At 48.2% G+C, this 24,424-nt stretch carries 17 protein-coding genes, 2 tRNA genes and 4 pseudogenes; 11 read left to right on the top strand and 12 right to left on the bottom strand.

Annotation, left to right across the window (positions count from 1 at the left end; genetic code table 11):
* Positions 1–135: 135 nt before the first annotated feature.
* Positions 136–1,056: a recombination-associated protein RdgC gene (gene rdgC / locus HX803_RS16125; protein ID WP_010211632.1), complete on the bottom strand. Its 921-nt coding sequence runs from the start codon at positions 1,054–1,056 to the stop codon at positions 136–138.
* A 159-nt stretch (positions 1,057–1,215) separates the two neighbouring features.
* Here rdgC and HX803_RS16120 point away from each other — a divergent pair.
* The 5 genes and pseudogenes from HX803_RS16120 to HX803_RS16100 form a co-directional block, all read left to right on the top strand.
* A tRNA-Val gene (locus HX803_RS16120) sits at positions 1,216–1,291 on the top strand.
* 19 nt (positions 1,292–1,310) lie between these two features.
* A tRNA-Asp gene (locus tag HX803_RS16115) sits at positions 1,311–1,387 on the top strand.
* Between the two features lie 233 nt (positions 1,388–1,620).
* A complete protein-coding gene (locus HX803_RS16110; RefSeq protein WP_016976651.1) occupies positions 1,621–2,934 on the top strand; it encodes an integrase arm-type DNA-binding domain-containing protein in 1,314 nt (437 codons plus the stop codon).
* Between the two features lie 557 nt (positions 2,935–3,491).
* Positions 3,492–3,641 carry a hypothetical protein gene (locus HX803_RS16105; RefSeq protein ID WP_157787129.1) on the top strand — a complete coding sequence of 50 codons (150 nt, stop codon included), beginning with the start codon at positions 3,492–3,494 and terminating at the stop codon, positions 3,639–3,641.
* Between the two features lie 327 nt (positions 3,642–3,968).
* A pseudogene (locus HX803_RS16100) lies at positions 3,969–4,571 on the top strand (hypothetical protein); the annotation flags it as partial.
* A 234-nt stretch (positions 4,572–4,805) separates the two neighbouring features.
* Here the strand turns inward: HX803_RS16100 and HX803_RS32795 are convergent.
* Positions 4,806–5,123 (bottom strand): hypothetical protein, encoded by a 318-nt coding sequence (locus tag HX803_RS32795; protein ID WP_235165506.1) that lies wholly within the window; start codon positions 5,121–5,123, stop codon positions 4,806–4,808.
* Positions 5,124–6,194: 1,071 nt separating this feature from the next.
* On the opposite strand from HX803_RS32795, the gene HX803_RS16090 reads away from it, so the two are divergent.
* The 4 genes from HX803_RS16090 to HX803_RS16075 all read left to right on the top strand — a co-directional run bounded on the left by HX803_RS16090 (position 6,195) and on the right by HX803_RS16075 (position 12,106).
* Positions 6,195–7,112: a LysR family transcriptional regulator gene (locus HX803_RS16090; protein WP_016976646.1), complete on the top strand. Its 918-nt coding sequence runs from the start codon at positions 6,195–6,197 to the stop codon at positions 7,110–7,112.
* Positions 7,113–7,465: 353 nt separating this feature from the next.
* Positions 7,466–8,593: an iron-containing alcohol dehydrogenase gene (locus tag HX803_RS16085; RefSeq protein ID WP_157787128.1), complete on the top strand. Its 1,128-nt coding sequence runs from the start codon at positions 7,466–7,468 to the stop codon at positions 8,591–8,593.
* A 1,048-nt stretch (positions 8,594–9,641) separates the two neighbouring features.
* Positions 9,642–11,099: an amidohydrolase family protein gene (locus HX803_RS16080; RefSeq protein WP_016976645.1), complete on the top strand. Its 1,458-nt coding sequence runs from the start codon at positions 9,642–9,644 to the stop codon at positions 11,097–11,099.
* A gap of 107 nt (positions 11,100–11,206) precedes the next feature.
* Entirely contained in the window at positions 11,207–12,106 is a 900-nt protein-coding gene (locus HX803_RS16075) for a LysR family transcriptional regulator (protein ID WP_080589236.1), read from the top strand.
* 102 nt (positions 12,107–12,208) lie between these two features.
* Here HX803_RS16075 and HX803_RS16070 read toward each other — a convergent pair whose 3' ends face one another.
* Positions 12,209–12,739 carry a DUF1566 domain-containing protein gene (locus HX803_RS16070; protein ID WP_177052515.1) on the bottom strand — a complete coding sequence of 177 codons (531 nt, stop codon included), beginning with the start codon at positions 12,737–12,739 and terminating at the stop codon, positions 12,209–12,211.
* Positions 12,740–13,055: 316 nt separating this feature from the next.
* Entirely contained in the window at positions 13,056–13,928 is an 873-nt protein-coding gene (locus HX803_RS16065; RefSeq protein WP_080642442.1) for an intradiol ring-cleavage dioxygenase, read from the bottom strand.
* 189 nt (positions 13,929–14,117) lie between these two features.
* On the opposite strand from HX803_RS16065, the gene HX803_RS16060 reads away from it, so the two are divergent.
* Positions 14,118–15,032 (top strand): LysR family transcriptional regulator, encoded by a 915-nt coding sequence (locus HX803_RS16060; protein ID WP_025999760.1) that lies wholly within the window; start codon positions 14,118–14,120, stop codon positions 15,030–15,032.
* A 130-nt stretch (positions 15,033–15,162) separates the two neighbouring features.
* Here HX803_RS16060 and HX803_RS16055 read toward each other — a convergent pair whose 3' ends face one another.
* The 4 genes from HX803_RS16055 to HX803_RS16040 form a co-directional block, all read right to left on the bottom strand.
* Entirely contained in the window at positions 15,163–15,561 is a 399-nt protein-coding gene (locus tag HX803_RS16055) for a nuclear transport factor 2 family protein (protein ID WP_080519962.1), read from the bottom strand.
* Between the two features lie 295 nt (positions 15,562–15,856).
* Entirely contained in the window at positions 15,857–16,420 is a 564-nt protein-coding gene (locus HX803_RS16050; protein ID WP_016976642.1) for an NADPH-dependent FMN reductase, read from the bottom strand.
* A 94-nt stretch (positions 16,421–16,514) separates the two neighbouring features.
* On the bottom strand, positions 16,515–17,645 hold the full coding sequence (locus tag HX803_RS16045) for a maleylacetate reductase (RefSeq protein ID WP_080589235.1): 1,131 nt from the start codon (positions 17,643–17,645) through the stop codon (positions 16,515–16,517).
* A 205-nt stretch (positions 17,646–17,850) separates the two neighbouring features.
* Positions 17,851–18,987 carry an MFS transporter gene (locus HX803_RS16040; RefSeq protein WP_235165407.1) on the bottom strand — a complete coding sequence of 379 codons (1,137 nt, stop codon included), beginning with the start codon at positions 18,985–18,987 and terminating at the stop codon, positions 17,851–17,853.
* 197 nt (positions 18,988–19,184) lie between these two features.
* On the opposite strand from HX803_RS16040, the gene HX803_RS16035 reads away from it, so the two are divergent.
* Positions 19,185–20,096, top strand: a complete 912-nt coding sequence (locus tag HX803_RS16035; protein WP_016976640.1) for a LysR family transcriptional regulator — start codon at positions 19,185–19,187, stop codon at positions 20,094–20,096.
* Between the two features lie 117 nt (positions 20,097–20,213).
* On the opposite strand, the gene HX803_RS16030 is transcribed toward HX803_RS16035, so the two are convergent.
* The 4 genes and pseudogenes from HX803_RS16030 to HX803_RS16020 all read right to left on the bottom strand — a co-directional run bounded on the left by HX803_RS16030 (position 20,214) and on the right by HX803_RS16020 (position 24,368).
* Positions 20,214–20,888, bottom strand: coding sequence for a hypothetical protein (locus tag HX803_RS16030; RefSeq protein WP_038843974.1), 675 nt, complete (start codon positions 20,886–20,888; stop codon positions 20,214–20,216).
* A 973-nt stretch (positions 20,889–21,861) separates the two neighbouring features.
* Positions 21,862–22,268, bottom strand: a pseudogene (locus HX803_RS16025) (NUDIX hydrolase); the annotation flags it as partial.
* A 91-nt stretch (positions 22,269–22,359) separates the two neighbouring features.
* Positions 22,360–22,872: pseudogene (locus HX803_RS32790) on the bottom strand (universal stress protein).
* Between the two features lie 11 nt (positions 22,873–22,883).
* Positions 22,884–24,368: pseudogene (locus tag HX803_RS16020) on the bottom strand (SulP family inorganic anion transporter).
* Positions 24,369–24,424 lie beyond the last annotated feature (56 nt).

Here is a 24,424-nt window from a genome sequence, read left to right as displayed (position 1 = left end):
GGTTTCTGGAAGTGGAATGCAATCAAATGTGGGAGCGGGCTTGCTCGCGAATGCAGTGGACCAGTCAATGTATCTGGTGACTGAAGCACCGCATTCGCGAGCAAGCCCGCTCCCACATTTTGATCTCCGCAGGCCTTAGATCCCTTGCGGGGTCTCTTCACCGCCCAACGCTTCAACCAGCGCCGGGATGAAGTCGCCGAACGTCAGCATCATCAGGGTAAAGCTCGCATCCAACTGGCCCAGGGCTTCGTCGCCGCCGTCCTGTTCGGCCTGGTCTTGCAGCAGGTCTTCGAACTTCAGGCGCTTGACGGTCATCTTGTCGTCGAGCATGAAGGACAGCTTGTCCTGCCACGCCAGGGACAGCTGGGTCACGACCTTGCCGGTGGTCAGGTGCAGCTGGATCTCTTCGCCGGTCAGGTCCTGGCGCTTGCAGCGCACGATGCCGCCGTCTTCGTGGGTGTCGCGCAGTTCGCATTCGTCGAGGACGAAGAAGTCATCGGCCGGCTTCTGGGTGGTGACCCAGTCGGTCATGATCGCGGTTGGCGCGGTTTTGACGGTGAGTGGGCGAACCGGCAGGGTGCCGATCACTTCACGCAGGGTCGACAGCAGGTCTTCGGCGCGCTTGGGGCTGGCCGAGTTCACCAGGATCAGGCCCTGTTTCGGCGCGATGGCGGCGAAGGTTGACGAGCGACGGATAAAGGCGCGCGGCAGGAAGGCCTGGATGATTTCGTCCTTGATCTGGTCGCGTTCCTTCTTGTAGACCTTGCGCATCTGCTCGGCCTCGATTTCTTCGACTTTCTCTTTGAGTGCATCACGCACCACGCTACCCGGCAGGATGCGTTCTTCCTTGCGGGCGGCGATCAGCAGGAAGTCACCGCTGACGTGAACCAGGGGAGCGTCTTCACCTTTACCAAACGGTGCGACGAAACCGTAAGTGGTCAACTCCTGGCTGGCACAGGGGCGCGCCAGCTTGGTGGCCATGGCCGCTTCCAACGCCTCGGCATCAACAGGCAGATCTTGGGTCAGGCGATAGATAAGCAGGTTCTTGAACCACATGGGGTGAGTCTCTCCTTTATACAAAGGAGGGCATTATTCTCTTGATAGCGCCCCAGGCCAACCCTGCCTAAGCCATTGGAAGGCCTCAAAAAAAAGATTTAAGAAAGTGCTTGCCAGACCCAAGGTCGCTCCGTAGAATGCGCGCCACACCGAAACGAAGGGTGATTAGCTCAGCTGGGAGAGCATCTGCCTTACAAGCAGAGGGTCGGCGGTTCGATCCCGTCATCACCCACCATTCGCTTCATGTGTTACGCGCAGCGGTAGTTCAGTCGGTTAGAATACCGGCCTGTCACGCCGGGGGTCGCGGGTTCGAGTCCCGTCCGCTGCGCCATATTTGCTTCCACTAAGGCCCACTGAACGCCTGGAAGTCACGGAAATAGCGGCCTTGCGCCGCTTTTTTCGTTTTCTGAATTCCACCGGAATCCATCTCCAGCCACGGTTTTTAAGTACACATTTAAGTACACCGCTGGCACAGCCTTTTACGATTCCTTGCGCATCAATTTTCGCGTTGGTCCGTCTACTGCTTGATTGTATTCCCCTCCTTGATGCAAAAGGAGGTGTCTGATGGCTCTGACAGATACAGCGATCAAGCAAGCCAAGCCCGCCAGCAAGCCTTATACGTTAACTGATGGGGATGGCTTATCTCTGCAAGTGCCCACGACGGGTTCGAAGCGCTGGCATTTCCGTTTCTATTGGCATGACAAGCAATTGCGTATTTCCCTTGGTATCTATCCCGACGTCAGTCTCAAGGAGGCTCGCCAGCGGAGAGAGGCTGCACGCGCGCTGGTGGCCAATAATATTGATCCCCGCTCACATCGTCGCGCCGAACGCCAAAAAGCCTCTCACGCCGCCAACAACACGTTTGAAGCAGTTGCTGGTCGCTGGCATGAGTTTCGAAGTAAAAAGCTGACGAAAAGTAAGAAGGGCAGTGCAGGGCAAGCGAGCAAATACCTGAAGAAGGACATGTTGCCGTGTTTAGGCGATCTTCCGATCTCAGATATTTCTCGTGGTGACGTGCTGGAGCTCATTAGGCGAATTGAGCGCAGAGGGGCGCTGGTCTCTGCTCGAAAGGTGCGCACCTGGCTCAACCAGATCTTTCGTTTTGCCATGGCGGAAGGGGTCGTTGATGTGAACCCGGCAGCAGATCTTGATATCGTTGCCGAGACGCCGCGGCCAGTTCGCCATAATCCCTTCCTCCAGGTAAATGAACTTCCAGGACTGCTCAGGACCGTCACCCATTATGGGTGTGCGGAAGCGACACGGCTTGGTATTCGTCTCTTGCTGTTGACAGGGGTGCGTACAGGAGAGCTGCGGGCGGCGACGCCAGACCAATTCGACCTCGACAAGGGGATCTGGCTGGTGCCGCCGGAGGGTGTGAAGCAACTCCGGAGTCGTGTTCGAACCCAGGGGAATGAGATCCCATCTTATGTGATTCCACTGTCTACCCAAGCAATTGCAATTGTGCAGCGGCTAATGCAGTTAAGGGCGCGCGGTGCGCGGTACCTGCTGGTTCACCGATACGAACCGCAGAAAATGATCAGTGAAAATACCCTTAACACCGCGATCAGTCGTATGGGTTACAAAGGAAGGCTCACCGGGCATGGCATCAGGGCCACCATCTCAACGGCGCTCAACGAGGTTGGCTTTGTAGAAGAGTGGATTGAGGCGCAGCTTTCCCATGCTGATGCGAACCAAATTCGAGCTGCATACAATCATGCGGAATACGTCGAGCCGAGACGTAGGATGATGCAATACTGGGCGGACTTATTAGATGCACTGGAGGTAGGCGTTCCGCTCCCTGAACCTGAAGCGTACATGTCGCAAATCGGACGACCTTCAACTGATTTTATGAGCTTGAAGCGCGTAGCTGTTGATTAGCAGTCCGATTCAGGCTATGCGATCAAGGTCAGGGAGGATAGAGTTGATAAGACCAAGGATTCACGTACTGCGGCTGATCGCCGATCAGGGAGGAAGGGCTTCGAGAAAGCCAAAGTGTGGAACAACGGTGAGTGCTACCAATGCGATCAACTGGTGCGACGAAATCGCATACGAATCAAGAGTGGAGGTATTTCTCCGTGGGGTTGCTTGACGCCTGAGATAATCACTCGACTACTAGAATGCGGCGCTAGGCTTTTCATGGATCCTCCTAATAGTCTGCTAGTCTGCCTTCAGCTAGAGAGGCGGGATTGCGTTGCTTCTGTAAATACCGTTTTAGTTTGGATGCCGATTGCGTCCCCACAGGCGGGCAGATATCTCCTGCGCCGCTTGGCATTTCATGTGTTGTTGCCACATCATGACGGGAGAGGCTGTGTAAATCAGGTCTCCTGTGCTGCCCGAACGTGGAGCAAACGGTCCACCTAGCACTTCACACCATCGGCTGGCGCGCATTTCAGGATCTATGCTCCTAGGTATGCGAAGTCGTGCTTGGCAGGCCCGTGGAAATCTTCCGCGAAGATCAAGACGGCGGTCAGGACGCGGTGTTTCTCATTTCTGCAGAAAACGACGCGCTGCTGATCGGAACCGTGCAATGCAAGCATACGTCCGATGCAACAAAGGCATTGAAGCTCAGTGATCTCACTACCTAAATTGCTCATGTCGAGGAACTGGTCAAAGCCGGTCAAGCAGAGGCCTACGCCTTCATGACGAACATGAGTGTAGATGCGCCCGTAGCAGCCGCAATGCGTGCTAAAATCCGCGCGATTGACGTGCGTAAGCCGCACATTCTCGGTCGCCAGTATATCGTACGTGTTATCAGGAGCAGCGCGCGCCTCCGGGCCCTCTTTCCGCAGGTCTACGGCCTAGGCGACCTCACCTAGATCGTAGATGAGCGGCTCAGCGAACAGAGCCGCGCGTTGCTTGACAGCTGGATTCCAAAGCTTCGCACCTATGTTCTTAGCTAGGCTCATCGGGATGCGGTCAACGCGATCTCTGAGCACGGAGTAGTACTGCTACTCGGTAATCTCTCTAGCGGTAAATCCGCGATTGGCGCCATCGTGTCGACCATAGCGTCGGAAAATCCAGACAACACCGTACTTGCTCTAACCAGCCCACGCAACTTTGAGGCCGGTTGGAATCCTAATGATCCAGGGCGCTTCTTCTGGATCGACGATGCCTTCGGCTCCAATGTGCTACGCGACGACTATGTGCAGGACTGGACGTCTGCCTTCTCCAAGTTGCGGGCCGCGATCAAGCATGGCAATCGATTTCTTCTAACTTCCCGAAAACATATCCATGAAGCGGCGCGGCGCCGGCTCGGGCAGCGCAACCTTGCCCAATTCGCAGACCGCAGCGCCGTGGTGGATGTTGGCGAGTCGACGTTCGAAGAGAAGACGCAGATTCTCTATAATCATGTAAATTTTGGTGAGCAGAGCCAGAGTTGGCGTTCGAGAATCAAATCGCATCTAACCGTTTTCGCTGCGCTTCGCGATTTTCTCCCTTGGATCGCCGAACCTCTTGGCGATCCAAGCTTCAACAAGGGCCTAGCGCCCCGCGAAGCTCACTCGTACGCTTTATGAAGGAGCCGACAGAGCGCTTTAGATTATCAGCTGCAGGCCGCGCTCATCCTCGTGTATGTCCATCAGGCCTGATTCGATCCTAGCGATCATGACGCTTCGGCCGCACAGGCGGTCGCTGAGCTGACTGGATACACTCTCACTAAGATTGAGGATTGTTTCGCTGAGCTGAAAGGCTCGTTCTTGAATCTTCCCGGATTAAAATGGACGATCGCCCATCCGACGATCTCCGATGCCCTAACGGAGATTCTGCGCCAGAAGCCCCATATGATGTCGACGCTCATACGAGGCGCGACTATCGACACTATTCTCAGCGGTTTCACGTTCGAGGGCTCGCCGCTCATTCGAGATATGCTTGTCATCCAGACAACGTTCGACGAATTGCACCGCAATTGGAAGCTGTTCCACTTCCTCTCCTTTCGTTCGAGCGCGGCCGTGTTCGTCAAAGCCGTCGAGCAATTTCCCAATCTCGATGCAATAAGGGCGTTGGTCGATGACGAAAAGCAAGTCACCGCTCTTGACCTCACTGCCTTCCCGGTAAGCTGGCTGAGTGATGTCGCCATCAGCACGAGGGAGAATCTCTACTGTTTCAATTGCACCTACTCGCCCATTGAAATTATCCCAGGTTCTTACCGTTGAAGGGATGCTCTGGTCACCGCGACAGGGAAGGGGGCTTGATCGGGCTCCATACGGTAACCACTGATTAACAATGTAGTCGCGAAAACTCCGTTAATGGTCATTAAGTTGGCACGCACAAGAGTACATTGCTAATATGTATTTACGAGTAGACTAGTTTTCAATTTGGGGATTTCTCGTCAGTCGATTGATTGGTGCTAGTAGCTTCTTTTTTTCTTGTTCAGTCTTTTCGCGCACTTTCCCTTCGTGCTTCGCAGTTTCCGCCTGTTGTTGAGCAAAAATGCCCTAGTCCTTTCATGAGACATCTGCAGTGCTTCCGCGCCGTCAGAAGCATGTGCGAAAAATGGGAGAGTTAAAATTAGCATTGAAATAATCTTCGCAAAGTTTTTCATGGTGTTTCCTCAGGTTTGACGCGCAATGAAGCGCCAGATAAAATTTAGGTTAGATATGCACTTGGGGTAGCTGTGTAATTAAGACTCAATAAGCGAGTACGGGAAACCTCTCCTGAGGGAAAGTGTTAGGTTTAAAGAGGGAAGATGCATTCAAATAAAAAAATTTACGGGGTCGTAGTTCTGGATTTTTGTCCGGACGGTATTAACGTAATGTTATCTCTATTGTGATGTTGGTAAGGTTCATGGTTATGAGTCAATAATAGCGCGCTGATAATCGTTATTAGGCTTCTTTTTTGCGTGTATGACGAGCAGCAGGTCCCGTGGAATTCAGCCGTGCTCACGGTATGTCATTAGCGTACGATGACTACGTACAACGGTTAATCTAGACTGTGTATCTCAGTGCTATTAGTGAGGCAACCTGATCCAATCGAAGTGTTTATGTACCTATGTCCTCGTTGGTCTTAACGTTAGAAAGATGCACAGCGGTTTCTACGTATGGGCTGGGTGTTCGATCAAGCTGTGGATACGTGTACTTTAGAAAAAAACGATACTCAGATAAACTGGGTCGATACATTTTGTTTTTACGGAAACCCGTACAATGGCATTTGATCGATTGGAAGCGATGCGAGCATTTTGTCGAATCGTTGAAGTGGGCAGTTTCAGTCGCGCTGCTGAGTCGTTGAATCTGGCCAAGACGACGATTTCCGGTCAGGTTCAGGCTCTAGAGAACCTACTGGGCATAAAGTTACTGCATCGGACGACCCGGAAGGTTTCCACGACTGCCGAAGGCGCGGCCTACTACCGCCGCGCTCGAATTGTCCTGGAGGACGTCAGCGAGCTTGAAGCTTCTGTTTCTCGAAATCGCAACGCAATTCGCGGCCATATCAAGATCGAAATGCCGTCCCCAGTAGGTATTTTGTTGATAGCTCCCTCATTACCGGACTTCGCTGCCAGGTTCCCTGAGATACACCTGGAGATCAGTTGCAATGAGCGCGTCATAGATCTTGTAGAGGAGGGCGTGGATTGCGCCATTCGCGTCGGGCGCGTTTCGGATCAAAATCTGATCTCCCGCCCAATTGGAGTGATGCGTTACTGTTTTTGCGCTGCTCCTTCCTATCTGGTTCGCGCCCCGAACCTTGATGCCCCCTCCCATCTTGCTGAGCATAAACACCTAGGCTTCAAGTTCCCGGCGACTAACAGGCGACATCTGCCTACACTTATGCGCGGAGAAGAACGTTTCACACTTGATCACCCTCCAACGGTGTATTTCAACAACGGCGCAGCTGCAGCTGCAGCCGCTGTGGCGGGACTAGGTGTGGCGTTTCTTCCTAGGGCGCAAGCCGATTCACATCTTAGAATAGGAAGTCTGGTCGAAGTGTTAGCTGATTGGCAAATGGCGAGCTTGCCTGTCTCATTGGTATATCCCGCGACCCGTGACCTTTCGGCAAGAGTTCGGACTTTTGCCGACTGGGCTACTACTTTAATCGCGAAAGATCCTCTGTGGGCTCCAAAATAGTGTTTAAAGCCGAGCTAGTGTCCTCACAGTTTCTCGGGATAAGGCTCGACGTGAGTAATATATTGAATGGAGAGCGGGCAAAAAATATAATCGTTAACACGGGAGTTTCATAAGGCTGCGCTAATCATCGTTTCCTCTCTGATGGGTGAAATTCGTCAATGGAGGGATTTGCTAAGACAGAAGACCTGATGGGTTAGTTGGTTCGATATTTTTAATGTTCAGATAATCAAGGCAAGGTATCCACTGGATTTGACGTGACCAGCCATAAGAATTTAGCCCCATCGTGAGAGGGCGTCGGTCATTTCGCGCAAAGATCCCAAACTGGCACTAATTGTGGATTCAGAGAGTGCATAGTGGAAATTTTAGATCACCACAGCAGCGAAAAGCGTTCGGTAGCAGATTCTGACCACAAAAAATATGCACAGCGTGTTGTCTTTGGCGCAGGCAGTATAAGGAAACTGAGAGTTGAAATTGATGCATTGGGGATTACGCGAATACTGATTCTTTACACGTCTAACCTGCGAGCACTCGCTGAATTAGTAAAGGTAACAATCGGCTCCGAACAAGTGGCGGGTATTTTTGACCAGCCTACAACAAATATATCTACCGAAAATGTCCGCGAAGCATGTTATTTGGCAAAGAAATGTGTAGCGATTGGAGTAGTTACCATAGGGTGCGACGTAGCTATTGATATCGGTAAATCTATTGCCCTAGAGTTAAATTTACCCACTCTAGCAATTCCAACAACGTACGCTGGATCAGAAATGATTCATGCGTTCGACTTAAGTGACGGGAAAACTACAAAAACTATATCAAGTAACGAGATTTTGCCTCGCACAGTTTTGTATGATCCAGAGTTGACCTCTGATTTACCTATAGATTTTAGCATTTCTAGCGCTATTAGCGCCATGGCTCATAGGGCCGAAGGTCTATATTCAAAAAGCCGTGATCCAGTAACTAAGTTGATGGCACAAACTGGTATAAAAGCCATTGCTCGTGCGATACCTGAATTGCGTAGGTACGGTGACGGTTTCAGTGAAATGGGCGATATTCTGGCGGCACGCACCAATGCACTTTATGGTGCCTGGTTATGTGGAAGTGTGCGCAATAAAGTTACGATGCCCCTGCATTACCAACTGTGCCAGACACTTTGTCGAGGCTTCAACTTATCTTATGTTGATGTTAATTCAGTGATTGTCCCTCACGTGCTAGCCTACAACGAAGTCATCGAGCCAGAAGCCATGGATAAGATTGCGAATGCCATCAGCGCGCCACATGCTCCTCAGGGAATGTACGACCTGGCATACAGTAACTGTGCCCCTACAGCCTTACGCGATATTGGCATGCGAGAATCAGATCTAATACGCGCGCGGGAACTAGTCATGATGAGAGAGCATGTGAATCTGCGCTGCCTTGAAATAAATGCTTTTAGTGTGCTGCTACGCAATGCCTTTGAGGGGCGCCCCACTTGTACCGTGTAGAGATCAAACTCTTTCTCGAAGCACGACTCGGTGGTCGCTCACTGTTCAGTCAATGAGTCTGGTTTCGTGTCGTTTGGGTTGGGGTTGTCACTTCAAATCACTGTGCCGAAAAGGTGTTTGGTCGGAAGGTTTCATCTCCTGTAAATGTAGTTGTCACATCTGCCAAGCTACTCTGTTCTCCATTTTCTCGATCTGCCGCTTCCGATCCGCGTTCAATTAATTGGGCCTTGATAGATTTCGCTCAAGCCGCATGCTGAATCGGATGCTTTGACGCCGCAGATCATTGTTGTGCCTCCGAATAAAGTGCTAGCCAAAGTCTGTGTGTTGACCAAACTGGAAAAATCACCCTGCAGCTATTGGAGGCAGATTGCGGACTAAGAATTTTGCTGCTGACCTGAGGCCGACCCCGAACGGGGATAAGATGGTCGTACGTTGTTCTACCATTTCACTGGTTTCATGTATGCCCCATTGCTCGAGTACCACATCAGCGTTAGTTTAAATACAGCGTGCTGATTGCGTTGTGTTTCATAGGTAAAGCGTTGTTTTTCGCCACGTCCCGAGTCATAAACCTCCCCAATCAAAGTGTGAGTCGGAGAAAATCTCTGGTCGGATAGAAACAGTATTAACGGTCACTTATCGACGGGAGGATGCATGATGCATTTGACATACCTGATTGAAAGCTCGGTCGAAGTTTTGTTGTGTTGTAAGCCGCCTGGATGCTGACCTGATACTAGATGCATGCCACGGTTCGGTACCACCCGATTTCGAGAATCTAAATGTGTCTATATCAGCGTGCTGCGCCTTTCCGTGGGCGGTGCTGTGATTCCTCCACAGAGATAGGGAGGGTATAGCAGTTCCTTGATCACGAAGTCGCGTCCTACATTAATGCAAAACGAAAATTGCAGAAATGCAAATTTGAGAGATCACATCTAGTGTATAAATACGGTGGAACGCCATCAAAGGATAGCTGAGTTTTAAGCTCTATGACCTCATGCAATCGTTTGGTTGATTTCATTTATATCCAATAAATCTAAAAAAGAGATATAGCATGAATTTTAGTAGAAGAAATTTTTCGAAAATCATAGGCGTAGGTGCACTTGCTAGCTTCGCAGGTCCCCTTTTTTCTACAACTGCGCTGGGTAAGCCCAGCAGGATCAGCAGCAAAAAACAAATTAAGCGCGGATTATATTTGATAAAAAATGCGGCGGTTATTACGGTTGATCCAGATATCGGAACTCTTCCCAACGCCGATATACTGATTAGAAATGGCATAATCGAACGTGTAGGGCAAAACCTTACAGAAAAAGATGCCGATATTATCGACGCAACGAACATGATAGTAATGCCTGGCTTTGTTAATTCGCACTATCATATGTGGAGCGCTATTGGGAGAAGCTTTACGGCTAGGAAAGAAGGGTTTTCTTACTATCCCGCAAAGTTTGCTACTTCAGCACTTTACACGCCAACTGATTTTTATAACAGTGTTATGTTGGCATCGGTAGAGTTAGTGAATGGGGGAACTACAACGGTACATAACTGGTCCCATAATACTAGGTCGCCCGAACATGCGGATGCAGAGTTACAGGCCCTCGAAAATTCTCACATGAGGGCCAGATACTCATACGGCCATGTTGATCGTCTCGGGCCTGATAAAGTAAACCCTTACAACGATATTGATAGGGTTCAAAGTCAATGGTTCGGCAGGAATGACAAATTTGAAGGGATGGTGCACCTGGGGTTAAATCTAAGAGGTACACTTCAAAGCGACAAGGCAACTTTTTATAAGGAGATGGAGTATGCGAAGCGAGTAGGGCTTCCAGTAGCCATCCATGCACCGCAAGAAACTCCTAACACAGCAGATGCGGTTGAATACGAGCGTCGCGGATACCTCGGGCCGGACTTTTTGATTGCACACTACATATCTGCCAGTAACGACGATCTTGCAGCCATGGCCAGGACCAAAACGCCAATCACGATAGCAACTCATTCGGAGCTCAGGCTGAGCAGCACGGGAGATGCGCGAGCCGTGATTATGAAGATGCGGGAAGCAGGACTTTGTATATCTCTTTCATCCGATGCTACTTCAATCGCTCCGCCGGACATGTTTGAAATGATGCGATTTACATGGAATTTAGGTGTCCCTTGGGTAGGAACGGAAAATTCCGGTGCTAGTAAAATCAGTGTGCATGAAGTAATTCAGATGGCTACACTTAATGGAGCGATTGCGCTCGGATTAGGCGACATGGTAGGTTCTATTAGCGAGGGTAAACGCGCTGATATTATCATGCTTAGATCGAATGATTTAAATATAGCACCAGTCAGCAATTTCGAGACTGCAGTAGTTCAAAGCGCAACAGCCAATAATGTGGATACGGTTATTGTTGACGGTAAAATTGTGAAGCGTGGTGGGCGGCTCATAGGTTACGACGAGACTAGAATAATCAATGACGCTCAGAACTCGGCCCGGCGAATTCGCGCTGCAGCGGGGGAATTACTGGAATCATAAGCTAAATGTTAATATCTCGTATGTCGTTTAAGGCTGAAAATATGACCATAAAATACTACACAGATATGTCGAACATGCTCTACTATCTAGGTTTATTCACATTCTGAATGTGGGGCATGATGAGTAGTCTTTCACACAGGTTAGGTTGGAACGATCTAAAGCTCGTCATGGCCGTCGCTGAAACAGGAAGTTTAGCGAGGGCTTCGACGAGACTTGCAGTCAATTCTTCGACAGTATTCAGGCGACTACGACAGCTTGAAATTCAGCTGGCAACGCCTCTTTTCCAGCGCCACAGAGGAGGTTATGAGCTCACTGCTGCTGGTATCGCGATTGTGGAGCTTGCTCATCGAATAGATGAGGACATCGACGGTGTGGTGCAAAGTTTGTCTAACCAAAACGCTCACCCTGCAGGCGAGCTTCGCTTGACCACAAATGATACATTACTTTTCCATATATTAATGCCGATGCTCGAGATATTCAAACTACGGAAGCCAAAAATTAAAGTAAAAGTAACAATTGATAATAGCGCTTTAAATTTATCAACTTCCGATTCCGATTTAGCTTTGCGAGCGACTGATGCGCCACCGGAGAACTTAGTGGGGCGCTGCTTAGGGCGTACTGAATGGGCTTTGTACGGACGAGCGCTAGACTACATCAACTCCCACCAGCCGCGAGATACTGAATTATTTCAATGTGACTGGGTTACGCTCTGCGATAACCTTTCCTCACTGCGTTCAGCAAAATTTGTTAAAAAAAATGTGTCGGCTGAACGAATAACTTTTTCGGTTAATTCCGTATTGGCGCTTGCAGACAGCATCGAATCCGGATTTGGTATTGGCTATCTACCGTGTTTTGTCGGTAATGCTAGGGCATCTTTAGTAAAGCTTGATGGTCCACCAACAAACTTTGGGCATGATCTTTGGATGCTTTATCACCCTAATATGCGAAGATCTACAATTGTGCGAGAATTTGTGGAATTTGTAACTGCTGAGCTTAGAGTCAACTAGCTTCTCTAGTGCGTAGCGGGTCTATTATGCTTAATAGTTATTCGCGTATGCTAGAGCGAAGTGAAATTAAGCGTGATCGGAAGATTTTTCGGTTGTATTGGATTAAACTAATTTCGCACCCTGAATTTTTTCGCTGAAAAGATAATCAAGAGTATACTTTCGAACTGGTCGGACCTGTAATTCAAGGAATTTGTCTAGTCCGATCTGGGAACCACCGTCGAAAGATAGTGCCAATGCGTGTGTCGCTGAAAGCTGTGAACTACTTAGATGCCATTTTTTTTCAAACAAATCCGGAACGTTAGCCATACATAGCGCGAGCTCATTAATTGATGGCAAGTAAAAATCATTATGGCTCTCCAATACCAAGCCAGCGCATAACCTAGCAGCTGGATGATTTCCTTGAGCGCTATTAATTAAATAACGCGTATTAGCGAGTCCGTCAAAACGACTAGCAGCTTTTGGCTCATCGATGTCGTAACCACCATAAGCAGATATTTTATTAACTAGAGACCACTGTGTTGGTATAATTAAATGATAATCCAGTTTCCCTATCTCTCCACGTATCACGCCAGCATAAACACCGCCTTGACTTTTCCATAGTTCTCCGATGGCAGGGGGGATATTCATATTCATTTTATATTTTCCTCTTTAAATAAGTATATGAATCTGGAATTATTAGTATTTGTTAGCAATTTTATCTGTATATTTTTTATAATCTAAGAGTTGTGGAGGATTGTCCGTATGCCTTATGTGGATGCTCAGTGGTATACTTCGTTAAACTCAATCTTAGTGGTCTTCGGAGTTTAGTAGGACACGTTTGTTGACATTGCAGTGATAGGCAGGAAAGCCAGCCTAAATGGTTGGCGATCACAACTCAACAATTATAGATCAGTAAGTTTTTTGTAATGTTGATGGCATCGTTTGATTTGTCGAGTGGTTTTTGTGTCATTCACTGTTCCAGGCCTGTCGCATTGAGTACAAAATCAAATTCTAAAGTGTAATAGGGGGTGTCAGAGTTTCGACCATCGGGCGTTACTCCCGTGCCATGGTATTGCCACTCGGCAATGAGGGATGAACGGACACCGAAAACAGCATCAGAGTCTAAGTATTTACCGGATTCGCGAAACACATGCGTCACTAAACGCTCATAACCTTTAGCCGAAATCATAAAATGCAAATGGGCAGGCCTCCAAGGATGACGATTCAGAGCTTTTAACATTACTCCAACTGGACCATCATGCGGAATCGGGTAGGCGTTAGGAACTATGGTCCGAAATCGGTAGGCTCCTTGAGCGTCAGCACGCAATACTGCACGGCCTTGATATTCCGTAAATTCAACGTTTTGTACATCATAGAATCCAAGATCGTCTGCCTGCCAAACCTCTAACTCCGCATAAGGGATTGGCTCGTTATCTAGATTCCGAATCACTCCGCTGACCCACCAAGAAGTACCTGGCATTCCGTTGCTGATATCAGCACCGAGTTCATAGCGGGGGGCGCCAGTGACATGGAAAGGGCCAAATACCGTTGCCTCAGTACAGCCTTCTGGCTTTTTATGATTCTGAGCGACGACTAGCGTGGAGAGACCTAGAGTGTCGGAAAGCAAAATAAATTCTTGCCTTGTGGGGGAGCATATCTTGCCTATCGCAGTGAGAAACTCTATACCTTTAAGCCATTCACCCTCAGTAAGATTAACCTCTCTTGCGAAAGAATGCATATGCTGAACTAAGCTAGTCATCACTTGATGAAGGCGGTGATCTTCAGTGCTTGCATTACGCGCAAGCACAGCTTGGGTGATGGTTTGTTCATCTAGGTTTCGCATGAGGCCACTCCTACTAATATTTTTGTTAAATTGCTGATTCGTCGTTTCGGTGGGTAAATAATGTTTTATCGGAAAAGCAGTTTGAAAAAGCTCTAATAAATTATAGTGTCCATCACGCAAATAAAATAGTAAAATCGAAATTGTCAATTTCACATCTGAAGCAGCAAGCCGTCTGTAAGGAGTCAAGATATGGATCGACTAACTGAACTCGAAGTACTCGTTCATACTGCAGAATTGGGTACGTTGAGTAAAGCTGCAGAGTTGCTTGATATATCTACAGCGTCAGCTACGCGTCACCTCGCCGCACTGGAAAAACGTTTAAGTGTGAGGCTAATAGAACGGAATACGCGAAGATTATCGCTTACTCCGGCAGGGCATGAGTTTTACAGTCACTGTAAGAGCCTGCTAGGTCAACTTCGTGATGCTGAGGCGTCTCTCACTACTTCGTTAGTTGAGCCAATGGGTACTTTAACAATTACGTCATCAATTTCTTTCGCGATGCTTCATATTTCACCACTGTTGGTTGAATTTAAAAGGGCTTATCCAAAAATAAATGTTAAAATTCTTGGGGAGAATCATTATTGCGATATCATCGATAGTGGTATTGATTTGGCTATAAGGATAAGGGAGTTTGAGATAGACTCAAACATAACTATTCGACGTTTAGCACATACTCGCCGAATACTTGCCGCCTCCCCTGACTACCTAAGAAGTCGAGGTGCTCCTACGGATGTGGAAGATCTGTACAATCACGATATGCTCTTATATAACCATGCATATCAACCTCGGATTTTGAATTTTTCGAAAGAAGGGGTGAGCAAGTCTATAAAGATAGATCCGACTCTAGAAACTAACGATGGCCAGATTGTACGATCCGCGGCAATTTTTGGTGCGGGCATCCTCGTGCAGCCGAAATATATAGTTCATGACGATTTAATAGCAGGACGTTTAGTTCCGGTGCTGGACGACTGGAGTCTTCCCACGTTGACTATAAATATAGCCTTTCAAGAGCGGCGTTATATGCCTGCAAAAACGAGGTTGTTTATTGAGTTTCTGGCAAATAGATTTCAAAAAGAACGCTACGAGCGTTATTGGATGCGCTGAGTGAAGATCGGCTCTCTCTCGCCGCTAAAATTTGCAATTAGGTGGGTTATATTAAATATGGCAATGGGTATGAGCGTGTGTCCATCGCCATAAAGTCTAAAAAAGCATCATAATGTGGCTCGGGAGTTGTTTATGATATGAATGGCATTCGGATAGTTGGCGTTGGTTGGTATGAAAGGAACCTCCACTCTTCAGCTATATATACCCATACAGTCAGTGTTTTATTTTTTAGAGTTTTCTTTTCACCCCCTACAATTATCTCTCCATTCATTTCTCCGCGAACCAATACTATATTGTTTAGGATGGTAAAAGAATCAATTGGATGTTCGATTTTTTTGTATACATAGAAGCCTGTGTTAATTTTTTGAAGGTATTCTTCTAAAGTGTCTACTCCGCCAGAAGAATGAGCGTAGGAAAGTTTTGGATGTGCAAGTTTGGCGAGCTCCTCAAGATTTTTGTTCATTACTGCATCATAGCGCTTGTTTTCCAAAGCGCGAATAGTTGACTCGATTTGTTCAGTAGTGTTCATGATAATCCTCAAATCTTAAGTTTGTGGTAAGGGAAGGGGGGCAGGGTTGATGTGTTGACTCAAAAAATATGAAGTATCCAATTTTTAATTTGAAAGCTGATTGTGACGTGATCTCTTTTACGTGCGTTGTGTTTCGTGCTCTAGGCTTTTAAGTGTATAGCTTTTAAGCGTTGCGTGTAATTAAGGGCGACTTTGGTGTCCACAGAATTTCATGAGTTGAAGAGGGTAAGTCAGTCAGATGTTTGTGGTACTATCGCCCTTAAGTGTCGCGTGTTAGGGGTGTTTTCGCGGCATATTATGAATTTAAAGAGGACTCGATATGAGTGAAAAAAGCGTCCATTATGTTTTGTAAAAAGGACTTGATGTTTTCATTCAGGATTCCGTTTTCATCGAAGAAACTACCTGCATTACCTAGATAGGCCTCGGGTTGCTGCATACATAGTAGGTTAAGAAAAACGAAGCACTGGCGAAGATGATGATTCGCTCCGAACCCACCGATTTGACCAGGCGAAGTAGTAATGATGGCAGCGGGTTTTGCGGCACCCCACGCACTTTTGCCGTAAGGCCGTGATCCTACATCAATAGCGTTTTTTAACGCTCCTGGTATTGATCGATTATATTCCGGCGTTATAAACAAGAAGCCATCAGCGTTATACAGTGCATTTCGAAATGATGTGTAAGAGGGTGGTGGAGTATCTCCATCTAAATCTTGGTTGTAGAGTGGCAGGTCTCCGATTTCCACGATGTTGAGGGTCAGTTTTCCGGCTGTCAGTTCATTAAGTGCGGTAGCAATCTTTCGATTAGTAGAGTCTCTTCTTAAGCTTCCAATTAAAATCGCGATAGAATAAATACGGCTCATTTTGTATTACCTTTTTCGGTGGTTGAAGCACTAGTTTTGGGTGAGAATTCTACGCTGAGTATTTCGAATTATTCTTGATGTTTTATGTTCGTCATCATGTAGTAGGAGAGGGTGCGTTACCTTCAAATGCGTCGCGGAGTAGCCGGTGTATTGGTTCGGCTTCGAGGCGGCGTGGATTTGGATATTGATTACTCAGAACTAGCTCGCAAGCCAGTGAAAGATTTGATTCATGCATGCCAATATCCCGAAGTGATGTTGGCGCGCCGTTTTTTGAAGCTAAATCGTATATTCCGGCAGGGGCACTTTCGGAGCCGATGGCCCGTGCGATAATTTCCATCGCCTCTGGCGCGGCTTCTGCGTTATAGGCGAGTGCGTGTGGCAGAATGACGGAATGAACTTCAGCATGTGGTAAGTTAAAACTGCCACCGAGGGTATGACACAGTTTGTGGTGGAGGGCCATTGTCACACTGCCAAGTACACCCCCGCATAACCAAGCCCCATAGAGTGCATCGGAACGTGCAACTCTCATTTCACCAGTGCTGCAGAAGTTGCCATCATTTTTGCGGAATTTGGGAATTGCGCGAGCCAGAGCGGCTATACCCGCTTCAGCCATTATATTCGTGACTGGATTTCGATTTTTGGCATACAGACCCTCAGCGCCGTGAGCAATAGCGTTCAAGGCGCTGGTGATGCTAATGTCTATCGGTAATTCTAAAGTCAAATCAGCGTCGTACAAAACGGTCCGAGGTAATACTTTTGGATCTGTGCCAGTTTTTTTTATCCCAGCCTCAGTTATACCGTATATCGCGGTCATTTCCGACCCTGAATACGTTGTGGGAATCGCTACCGTTGGAATGCCTAACTCACGGGCAATGGCTTTTCCCAAACCTATGGTAGAACCGCCACCGATGGTGATTAGACCATCAGCTCCTATTCTTTTCACTAACGCACATGCCTCACGCACTAATTCGAGGGGAACGTGCATTGCCGCGCGGTCAAAGATACCTGCCACCCTTTGGGCTCCGAGGATTACACTCACCATTTCGGCCAGTGGCCTCTGGCGAGGTGTGCTAATGAGTAACGGACGTGTAAACCCTAAAACATCGATTTCTGCGCGGAGTTCGCTTAAGCGTCCAGCACCGAATAGAACACGTTGTGGAAACGTTGCATATGTAAAATTTTCTAATAACGTACTTTCATAGTTTGAGTTACTATTTTTTTTCATCGCTGAATCCTTAGTATTGTTTTGGGGAGCTGAAAGCTCGTTAATTCTTGATCAGCCTGCGGATGATTTGCAAAAAAATTATCGTTTTGAACAGACTAAATAAGTGGACGTTAAATTCGTTTATGTTCCCATTGACGGTAAACGGACCGGGTTAAGCTGCATTATGGGGTTTCGTAAATTTAATTGATTTATAGAGCTCTTCGGTTTACCAGCTTGGCTTGCTGGGCAAAAAAAACGCGAAAATTGCTCCGGCGCAGTAAAGCGCCGCACATAGGCAAAGTGCCAATGAAAAGCCGATCTGGTTCGAAAGAGAACCCAGCGCAAACGGTGCCAGCGCTGAAATGCCACGACCTATGTTGAAACAAAATCCTGCACCAGTCGTTCTGATATGAATCGGATATAGTGACGCAAAGTAGGAGCCATAAAGCCCTGGGAACACCAGAAAGAAAGCGTAAGTAACTCCTAGCGCCATGAGGGTCGCTCGATCTTCAGCATACGCAAAGAATGGAAGAACCATGGCGGTCGCGAGCAGTGAAAGCACGACTAATAAACGCTTTCCATAACGGTCTGCAAAAAAACCAAAAATCAAATAACCTATGAATGTGGATGCGTTCAATACAAATAAATATCCCGACATTGATTTGAGATCAAAGCCTCGCTCTGCTGCCAAGTAGGTTGGTAACCAAGATGTTACCCCCCAGTACGCGAGGAGTGAAGATGATGCTGATAACGTGGCGAACATTGTCTGGCGCAAAAAATTTCCACTGAAAATCTCAAGTGGCCCAGAAGTGTTTTCAACGGTCGCAGTGACGTCACGCTCGGAAATCCATTTTGGCGATTCTGGTACAAAATAGAAAACGTATATGATTGGAATGATCGTAGAAACACCGCAGGTGAAGAACAGTGCTCTCCAGCCGTAATCAGGTAAAATAAGCGCTGAGAGCACTGCGGCAAACCCGGCGCCTAGAGGGAATGAACTCAACACTAACGACGTGGCTCTAGCCTGTTTCTCCTTTGGCCAGGTTTCGGAGATGTAAGCGGACACAATGCTCCAGACACCACCGAGCCCGAGTCCTGCGGCGAACCTTAGCACTAACATTTGTTCCCAGGAGTGAAGCTCTGCCATAATGCAGGTGCATAATCCAAAGAAGGTTAACGATGACAGGAGGGCTCGCCTTCTTCCAAATTTATCTGACATCCATCCGACTGTAACGCTACTCAGGCCTATCCCTAATAAAGTAGCTGTTACTAGCAGCCCCGCGTCTGTCCGCGATATCCCTGTATCGATTATGATTGAAGGTAGCGCAATGGCCAGTATAACTATCTCTAATGCATCGAACATATAGCTCAGAAAGCCTCCGATGAGCACATGGTGCTTAACGCATATCATTGTTGCCTCCTGTAGTTTTTGTAAGATACATCATTTGCAATGACTCGCGAGTAGCTCTTTTGCAAGGCGCACCGCAATGTTATTCTTTCTAAACACGCAGAAACAGACAGAGTTCTGGCAAACACCTTTCTACTCAGTGGAATACTGGCATGGACCGTTTTCGCGAAATTGAACTTTTTGTACACGTGGCAGAGGCAGCAAGCATTAGTCGTGCTGCTGACGTCCTGGGCCTACCGGTATCCAGTGCTAGCCGCCACCTAAGCATGCTTGAGACGCGGCTCGGAGTGCGCCTGGTGCATCGCACCACCCGCTCCCTTGCGTTGACAGAGGTCGGTATGGAATTTTATCGTCGTTGCAAGGACGTTTTGTCCGACCTAGGCGAGGCTGAAGCAGTTGCAAAGGATGCGGTTGGTAATCCTCGTGGAACATTAAGAATCACTGCGTCCCTTTCTTTTTGCTTGTTGCATATTGAGCCGCTTTTACCTGCGTTTAATAAAGCCTATCCAGATATTAGTGTCGATATTATCGCAGCTAATCAGTACTTAGACGTTGTGGAAAATAATGTGGATTTGGCAATTCGTACACGTGAATTTGAAGCAGACAGCAATTTGACCATCAGAAAGCTTGCTGTAACAAAACGAGTTCTTGCTGCCTCTCGAGAATATCTCTCTACGTATGGTATGCCTGTTATACCAGAGGATCTAACCAAACATAAAATGTTAATTTACAGTTATGCGAACAATCCTAATGAGTTGCCTTTTGAAAAGGGTAATCAAAAAGTAATCGTGAATCTTAACCCTTCGTTGCGTACGAATGATGGCCAAATAGCCATTAATGCTGCTTTGCATGGAATGGGTATCTTGGCACAGCCAAAATATGCTATTTATGATCATATTGAGAATGGAGAGCTTATTACATTACTTAATGATTGGGACTTGCCGCGCCTTACTATGAATATCGCCTATCAGACACGGCGGTACCTCCCTAACAAGGTCAGAGTTTTCGTTGATGCCTTAACTGACCACTTTTTGAGGAATGATTTCGAGCGTCGTTGGAGCTAACAGTGAATTTTTTGAGCTTGTAGTTTTAACGATCCTTCTCAATCGTTAAGGCGCAGCTTTGCAATATTTTTGAAGTAACAGGCATTTACCGTGCTCGTGAAAAAAGGCACTAATTGTTTAGAACTTATCACTCTTATGCGCTAACAAGTCTTTCAGGGAACGATCAAATTTTTGTAGCGCGCTGATTTGCACATTCTTTTGCTCATTAATGTCAGAAACAATTTCCTCAGTGCGTTTGTTGCCCGCCCAAATCGGAGAGAGTATTTTTTCATCACTTCCTTTTGCCGTTCCGAGATGATTGTAGCTTCTATCGTAGAAATGTGCCGCTACATTCGCCTTAATTTCGGAGTTTCGAGAGGTGATAAGTTGAAAACGAAAGTCGACCACTACCAAAATATCGGGTTTCGCTGCTTTTAGGCTCAGCACATCCGGATATTCTTTCACTTGGCCGAACTCCCGTCGAAGAGAGGCCTTCAGCCAGTCTACCGCCAGATGAGGGTCTGACGTTGATATGTACGCGTCACGAATCGACTCTACTAGGAGATTCTTGCCGAAGCCAGTACCCGCGCTGTTATGGTATTGTCGTAGATACGTTAGATTGGTTTGGGTATTTTCGCTAAGTATCACTCCTATAGAAATCTGATCGCCAGTCGGTATGAAGTCTTCTTTAGTGCGGTTCATAGAAATGCCCAGAACAGTATCTGGTAGCACAATTGCTGGTGGTGCGACAGGAGTTGAACAACCGGTTAGTACACATATTATGGCTAGTGTGCAGAATGTACCTAGTTTCATTAGGGATCCCCCAAAAAACAGTTATGTACCAACATTTTACTGTGCGTTATTGATTTTTAGATAATGTATCGGTTTTCAAACAAACGTCTTCAATGAATTTTAGATACCGCTAATACCCAGTCTTTGCAGTTAGATTGCACACCTTGATTTCGTAGGCCCGTATTTGGAACTAGGGGAGCTCCGATAAAATCCGCGATTTCAGCCTAAGCGCGCTAACGCAGAGCGTTATCAATTTGAAGCGTCCGATAGGCTGTACATGGTTATCACCCCCACTTTTCGGCGCGATTTGCGCGTTTACCGGCGCCACTTACCTGTGCCTAACAGCTGCTTACTTGCCGCTCATGGGATGTACGGCGCAATCAACGTGTTAGGTCAATCCGAAAAGTCGCACATTCATATGGCTGACCTGACCCTTCTCCTTACCCCGAAACCGACTTTTGAGCTTTGTCCTAGTTTGCGTATATGTCTCAAGCACCCACTACTACGCTTCGCTTTAGGGGCCAGGCTCCACTCCCTATTTCGAATAGTTACGGTGTCGTCCGTCCTCCCAGATAGCTGCTCGGTCAAATCCTCATACTGCGTGTCGACTTCCGTATAATCGGCATCGGTATACACAGATTTTTTTACTATACCACAGGTCGGTGATTGGCTTGATGTTAGCTACTGATACCGTTCCCTCATGTTATAAGCAGCATTTTAGGAGCTCTAGGCACTTAGATAAACTGGCCCAATTCGTTTTGTCCTTACGGAAAATCGTACAATGATGCTTGACTGGTCGATCTCAGTGTGTGCTTTCAACCGCATTCTTAAAGTAGATAGTTTTAGTGAGGCATCAGCAATCTTTAGATGTAACTAATAGTACCACTTCAGGATAATTATGGTTTCGGTATTTAAGGTTGCTTACCTCGTATGACTTTCAGGGTTTCCCCGCGGCAGAATGTACCGCCATTATTCCTCGCTCGTATGCCCCTCTGATCCATGCTGGCCGCATACCATTAGCGATTTCGTGGCTTTCCATTCTCACGGGCTCTGGCGGGGGGGGGGGGGGCGCTACTTCGCATTGATAATAATCCGAGGTCATTTGCATCAGATCGTACTGTGGCTTCCAGTAGGACGGCACATCCTCGATTTAACCGTAGCGCTGGAGCACCTGTATTTCACGAGCACCAAACTCTTCCTCACGCTCGCGCTTCAGGCCTGTGACATGTCCTCGTCACCATCAAGGCTGCCTCTAGGAAAGCTGAAGTCGTTATAGCGCTTGGTGAACAGCAACAGGATCTGTTCACCCCGCATCACGATGCTGCGAGATGCATGTCGACGGAATACTCTGTCCTGCTTGGATTTCAGCTGGGGGTAAACAATTTCAGTTATGAGTTGCATGTGGTCTCGTTACGACAAAATCAGTTAGTCATCGTCAGGGTGGCCGCGGTATTTCCGCAGCCCTGGAAATACTTTGGCCAGTGGAACTGGCTCAGCGAAGCAGCGATACGGGTACGGTGGATGTACGCAGCATCGTCGTGGTCGCGCTGCCTATCAGAAACTGCCTGATCCGTGAGTACCCGTACGCCCCATGACCAAGAGGTCAATGCCGTGCTCTGCCTGATACGGATGCAATGTCGACTCTACTTCGCCTGGGCGAATCTCGAATACACTAGCGAGCCAGAAGAGGCAAGCGTGGTTCGTGCTTTCTCCCGCGCGTCCTGTTGTCTTCAGAATCCGTTCCAACCATGGCGAGACGAATTGGCAGGCCTTCGCACAGCGGGCTTGAAGCAAGCATTTGTAGGGGCTTGTTGCCTGCAGCGTTGCCCTCAAATGCCACCGAGACCTATGTTGCCGGTAAGGTCAGTGGATGCAGCATACTTCTCCTTATCCAGCACATTAAGCAACGTCAGGGAGCGCTGAGTCGTTGCGAGGCCCATGCTGCGTAATCGCAGACCGCCGATGAGGATTGCGAGTTATCAATGCAGGCCATTACGTGGGGCATTGTTCTTCTCTTTAGCGGCTTATAAGCTTGTTGATGGCACCGGGCTCGTCATGCACGCCGAAGCGGTCAACGATTGTTACGCTGGCTTCATTAAGACCGAGCAGTTCTACCTCAGCGCCTTTGCGTCGGAACTTGATCACGAGCTTATCCAGCGCTGCGACGGCGGTGATATCCCAGAAATGCGCCTGTGTGAGATCGATGGTGACATTGTTGAGCGCTTCTTTGAAGTCAAAAACTTCAGTGAACTTGTCCGCAGAGTTAAAGAACACTTGGCCTACGACGTGGTAAGTCCGATGCGATTTCATCTCTTCCAGAGTGCTCTTGATATCCAGGTAGTGCCCGACCTTGTTTGCGAAGAACAGCGAAGCTAGCAACGCACCTACCAGTACGCCGTAGGCGAGGTTGTTAGTGGGCACGACAACCACGACGGCCGCCACCATGGCGGGTTGGTCGACAGCGGATGCTCTTTCAGATTGCGCAAAGAGTCCCAGCTAAAGGAGCTGATGGACACCATGATCATTACTGCAACGAGTGCCGCCATAGGGATTTTGGAGAGCCATTCGCCAAGAAATACCACCATCAGCAGCAGGAAAACGCCGGCACACTATGTCGAGAGAAGGGGGCGGCCACCAAATTTCACGTCGATGATCGACTGGCCGATCATCGCGCAACCCGCCATTCCGCCGAGCATGCCTGCGGCGATGTTGGCCACACCCTGGCCTTTGCATTCGCGGTTTTTGTTGCTGGTGGTATCGGTCAGGTCGTCGACGATGTTCGCGGTCATCATTGATTCGAGTAGACCCACTACTGCCAACAGCCGAGTACGGGAAAGTGATACGCAGGGTTTCCAAATTCAGCGGAACTTCAGGCTAGAGGAAGATCGGGAGCGTGTCAGGCAGTGGGCCCATGTCACCGGCAGTGCCGATATCCAACCCCAGATAAATCGCAATGGCAGTCAGGGCCAGGATGCATACCAACGGTGACGGAATCAGCTTGCCGCTCTTCGGTACTTATGGGAATAGGTAGATGATCCCGAGCCCCGCTACGGTCATGGCATAGACGTGCCAGGTGACATTGGTCGGCTCAGGCAATTGCTCTATAAACATCAGGATCGCCAATGCGTTTACGACCCCGGTGACTACCGAGCGTCAAACAAAGTGTATCAACGAGCCAAGCTTCGGGTCGGCGGCAAGGATTTGTAGTACGCCACATAGTAGAGTCGCGGCCTGCAGGTATAGGTGTCCATGTTCTTTTACAAGCGTAACCATTAGCAGTGCCATGGCGCCTGTCGTCCCAGAGATCATTCCGGGGCGCCCTCCGACAAAGGCGATGACAGCACAGATACAGAAGGAGGCGTATAGACCGACTTTGGGATCTACCCCGGCGATGATGGAAAAGGCGATGGCTTCCGGGATCGGCGAGAGTGCGACCAGCAGCCCCGCGAGCACGTCGGCACGGACGTTGGAAAACCACGTTTGTCTAAGTTTTTGCAGCATAGAAATGTCCAAGGCATTGCATCGCGCACGCCAAGGGAATGGCGAGCGAATCGATA

This window comes from Pseudomonas sp. P7548, assembly GCF_013386585.1.
Lineage (GTDB): Bacteria > Pseudomonadota > Gammaproteobacteria > Pseudomonadales > Pseudomonadaceae > Aquipseudomonas.
Note: the sequence above shows the minus strand (reverse complement) of the source record. Positions and strands in the feature narration are given on the sequence as shown.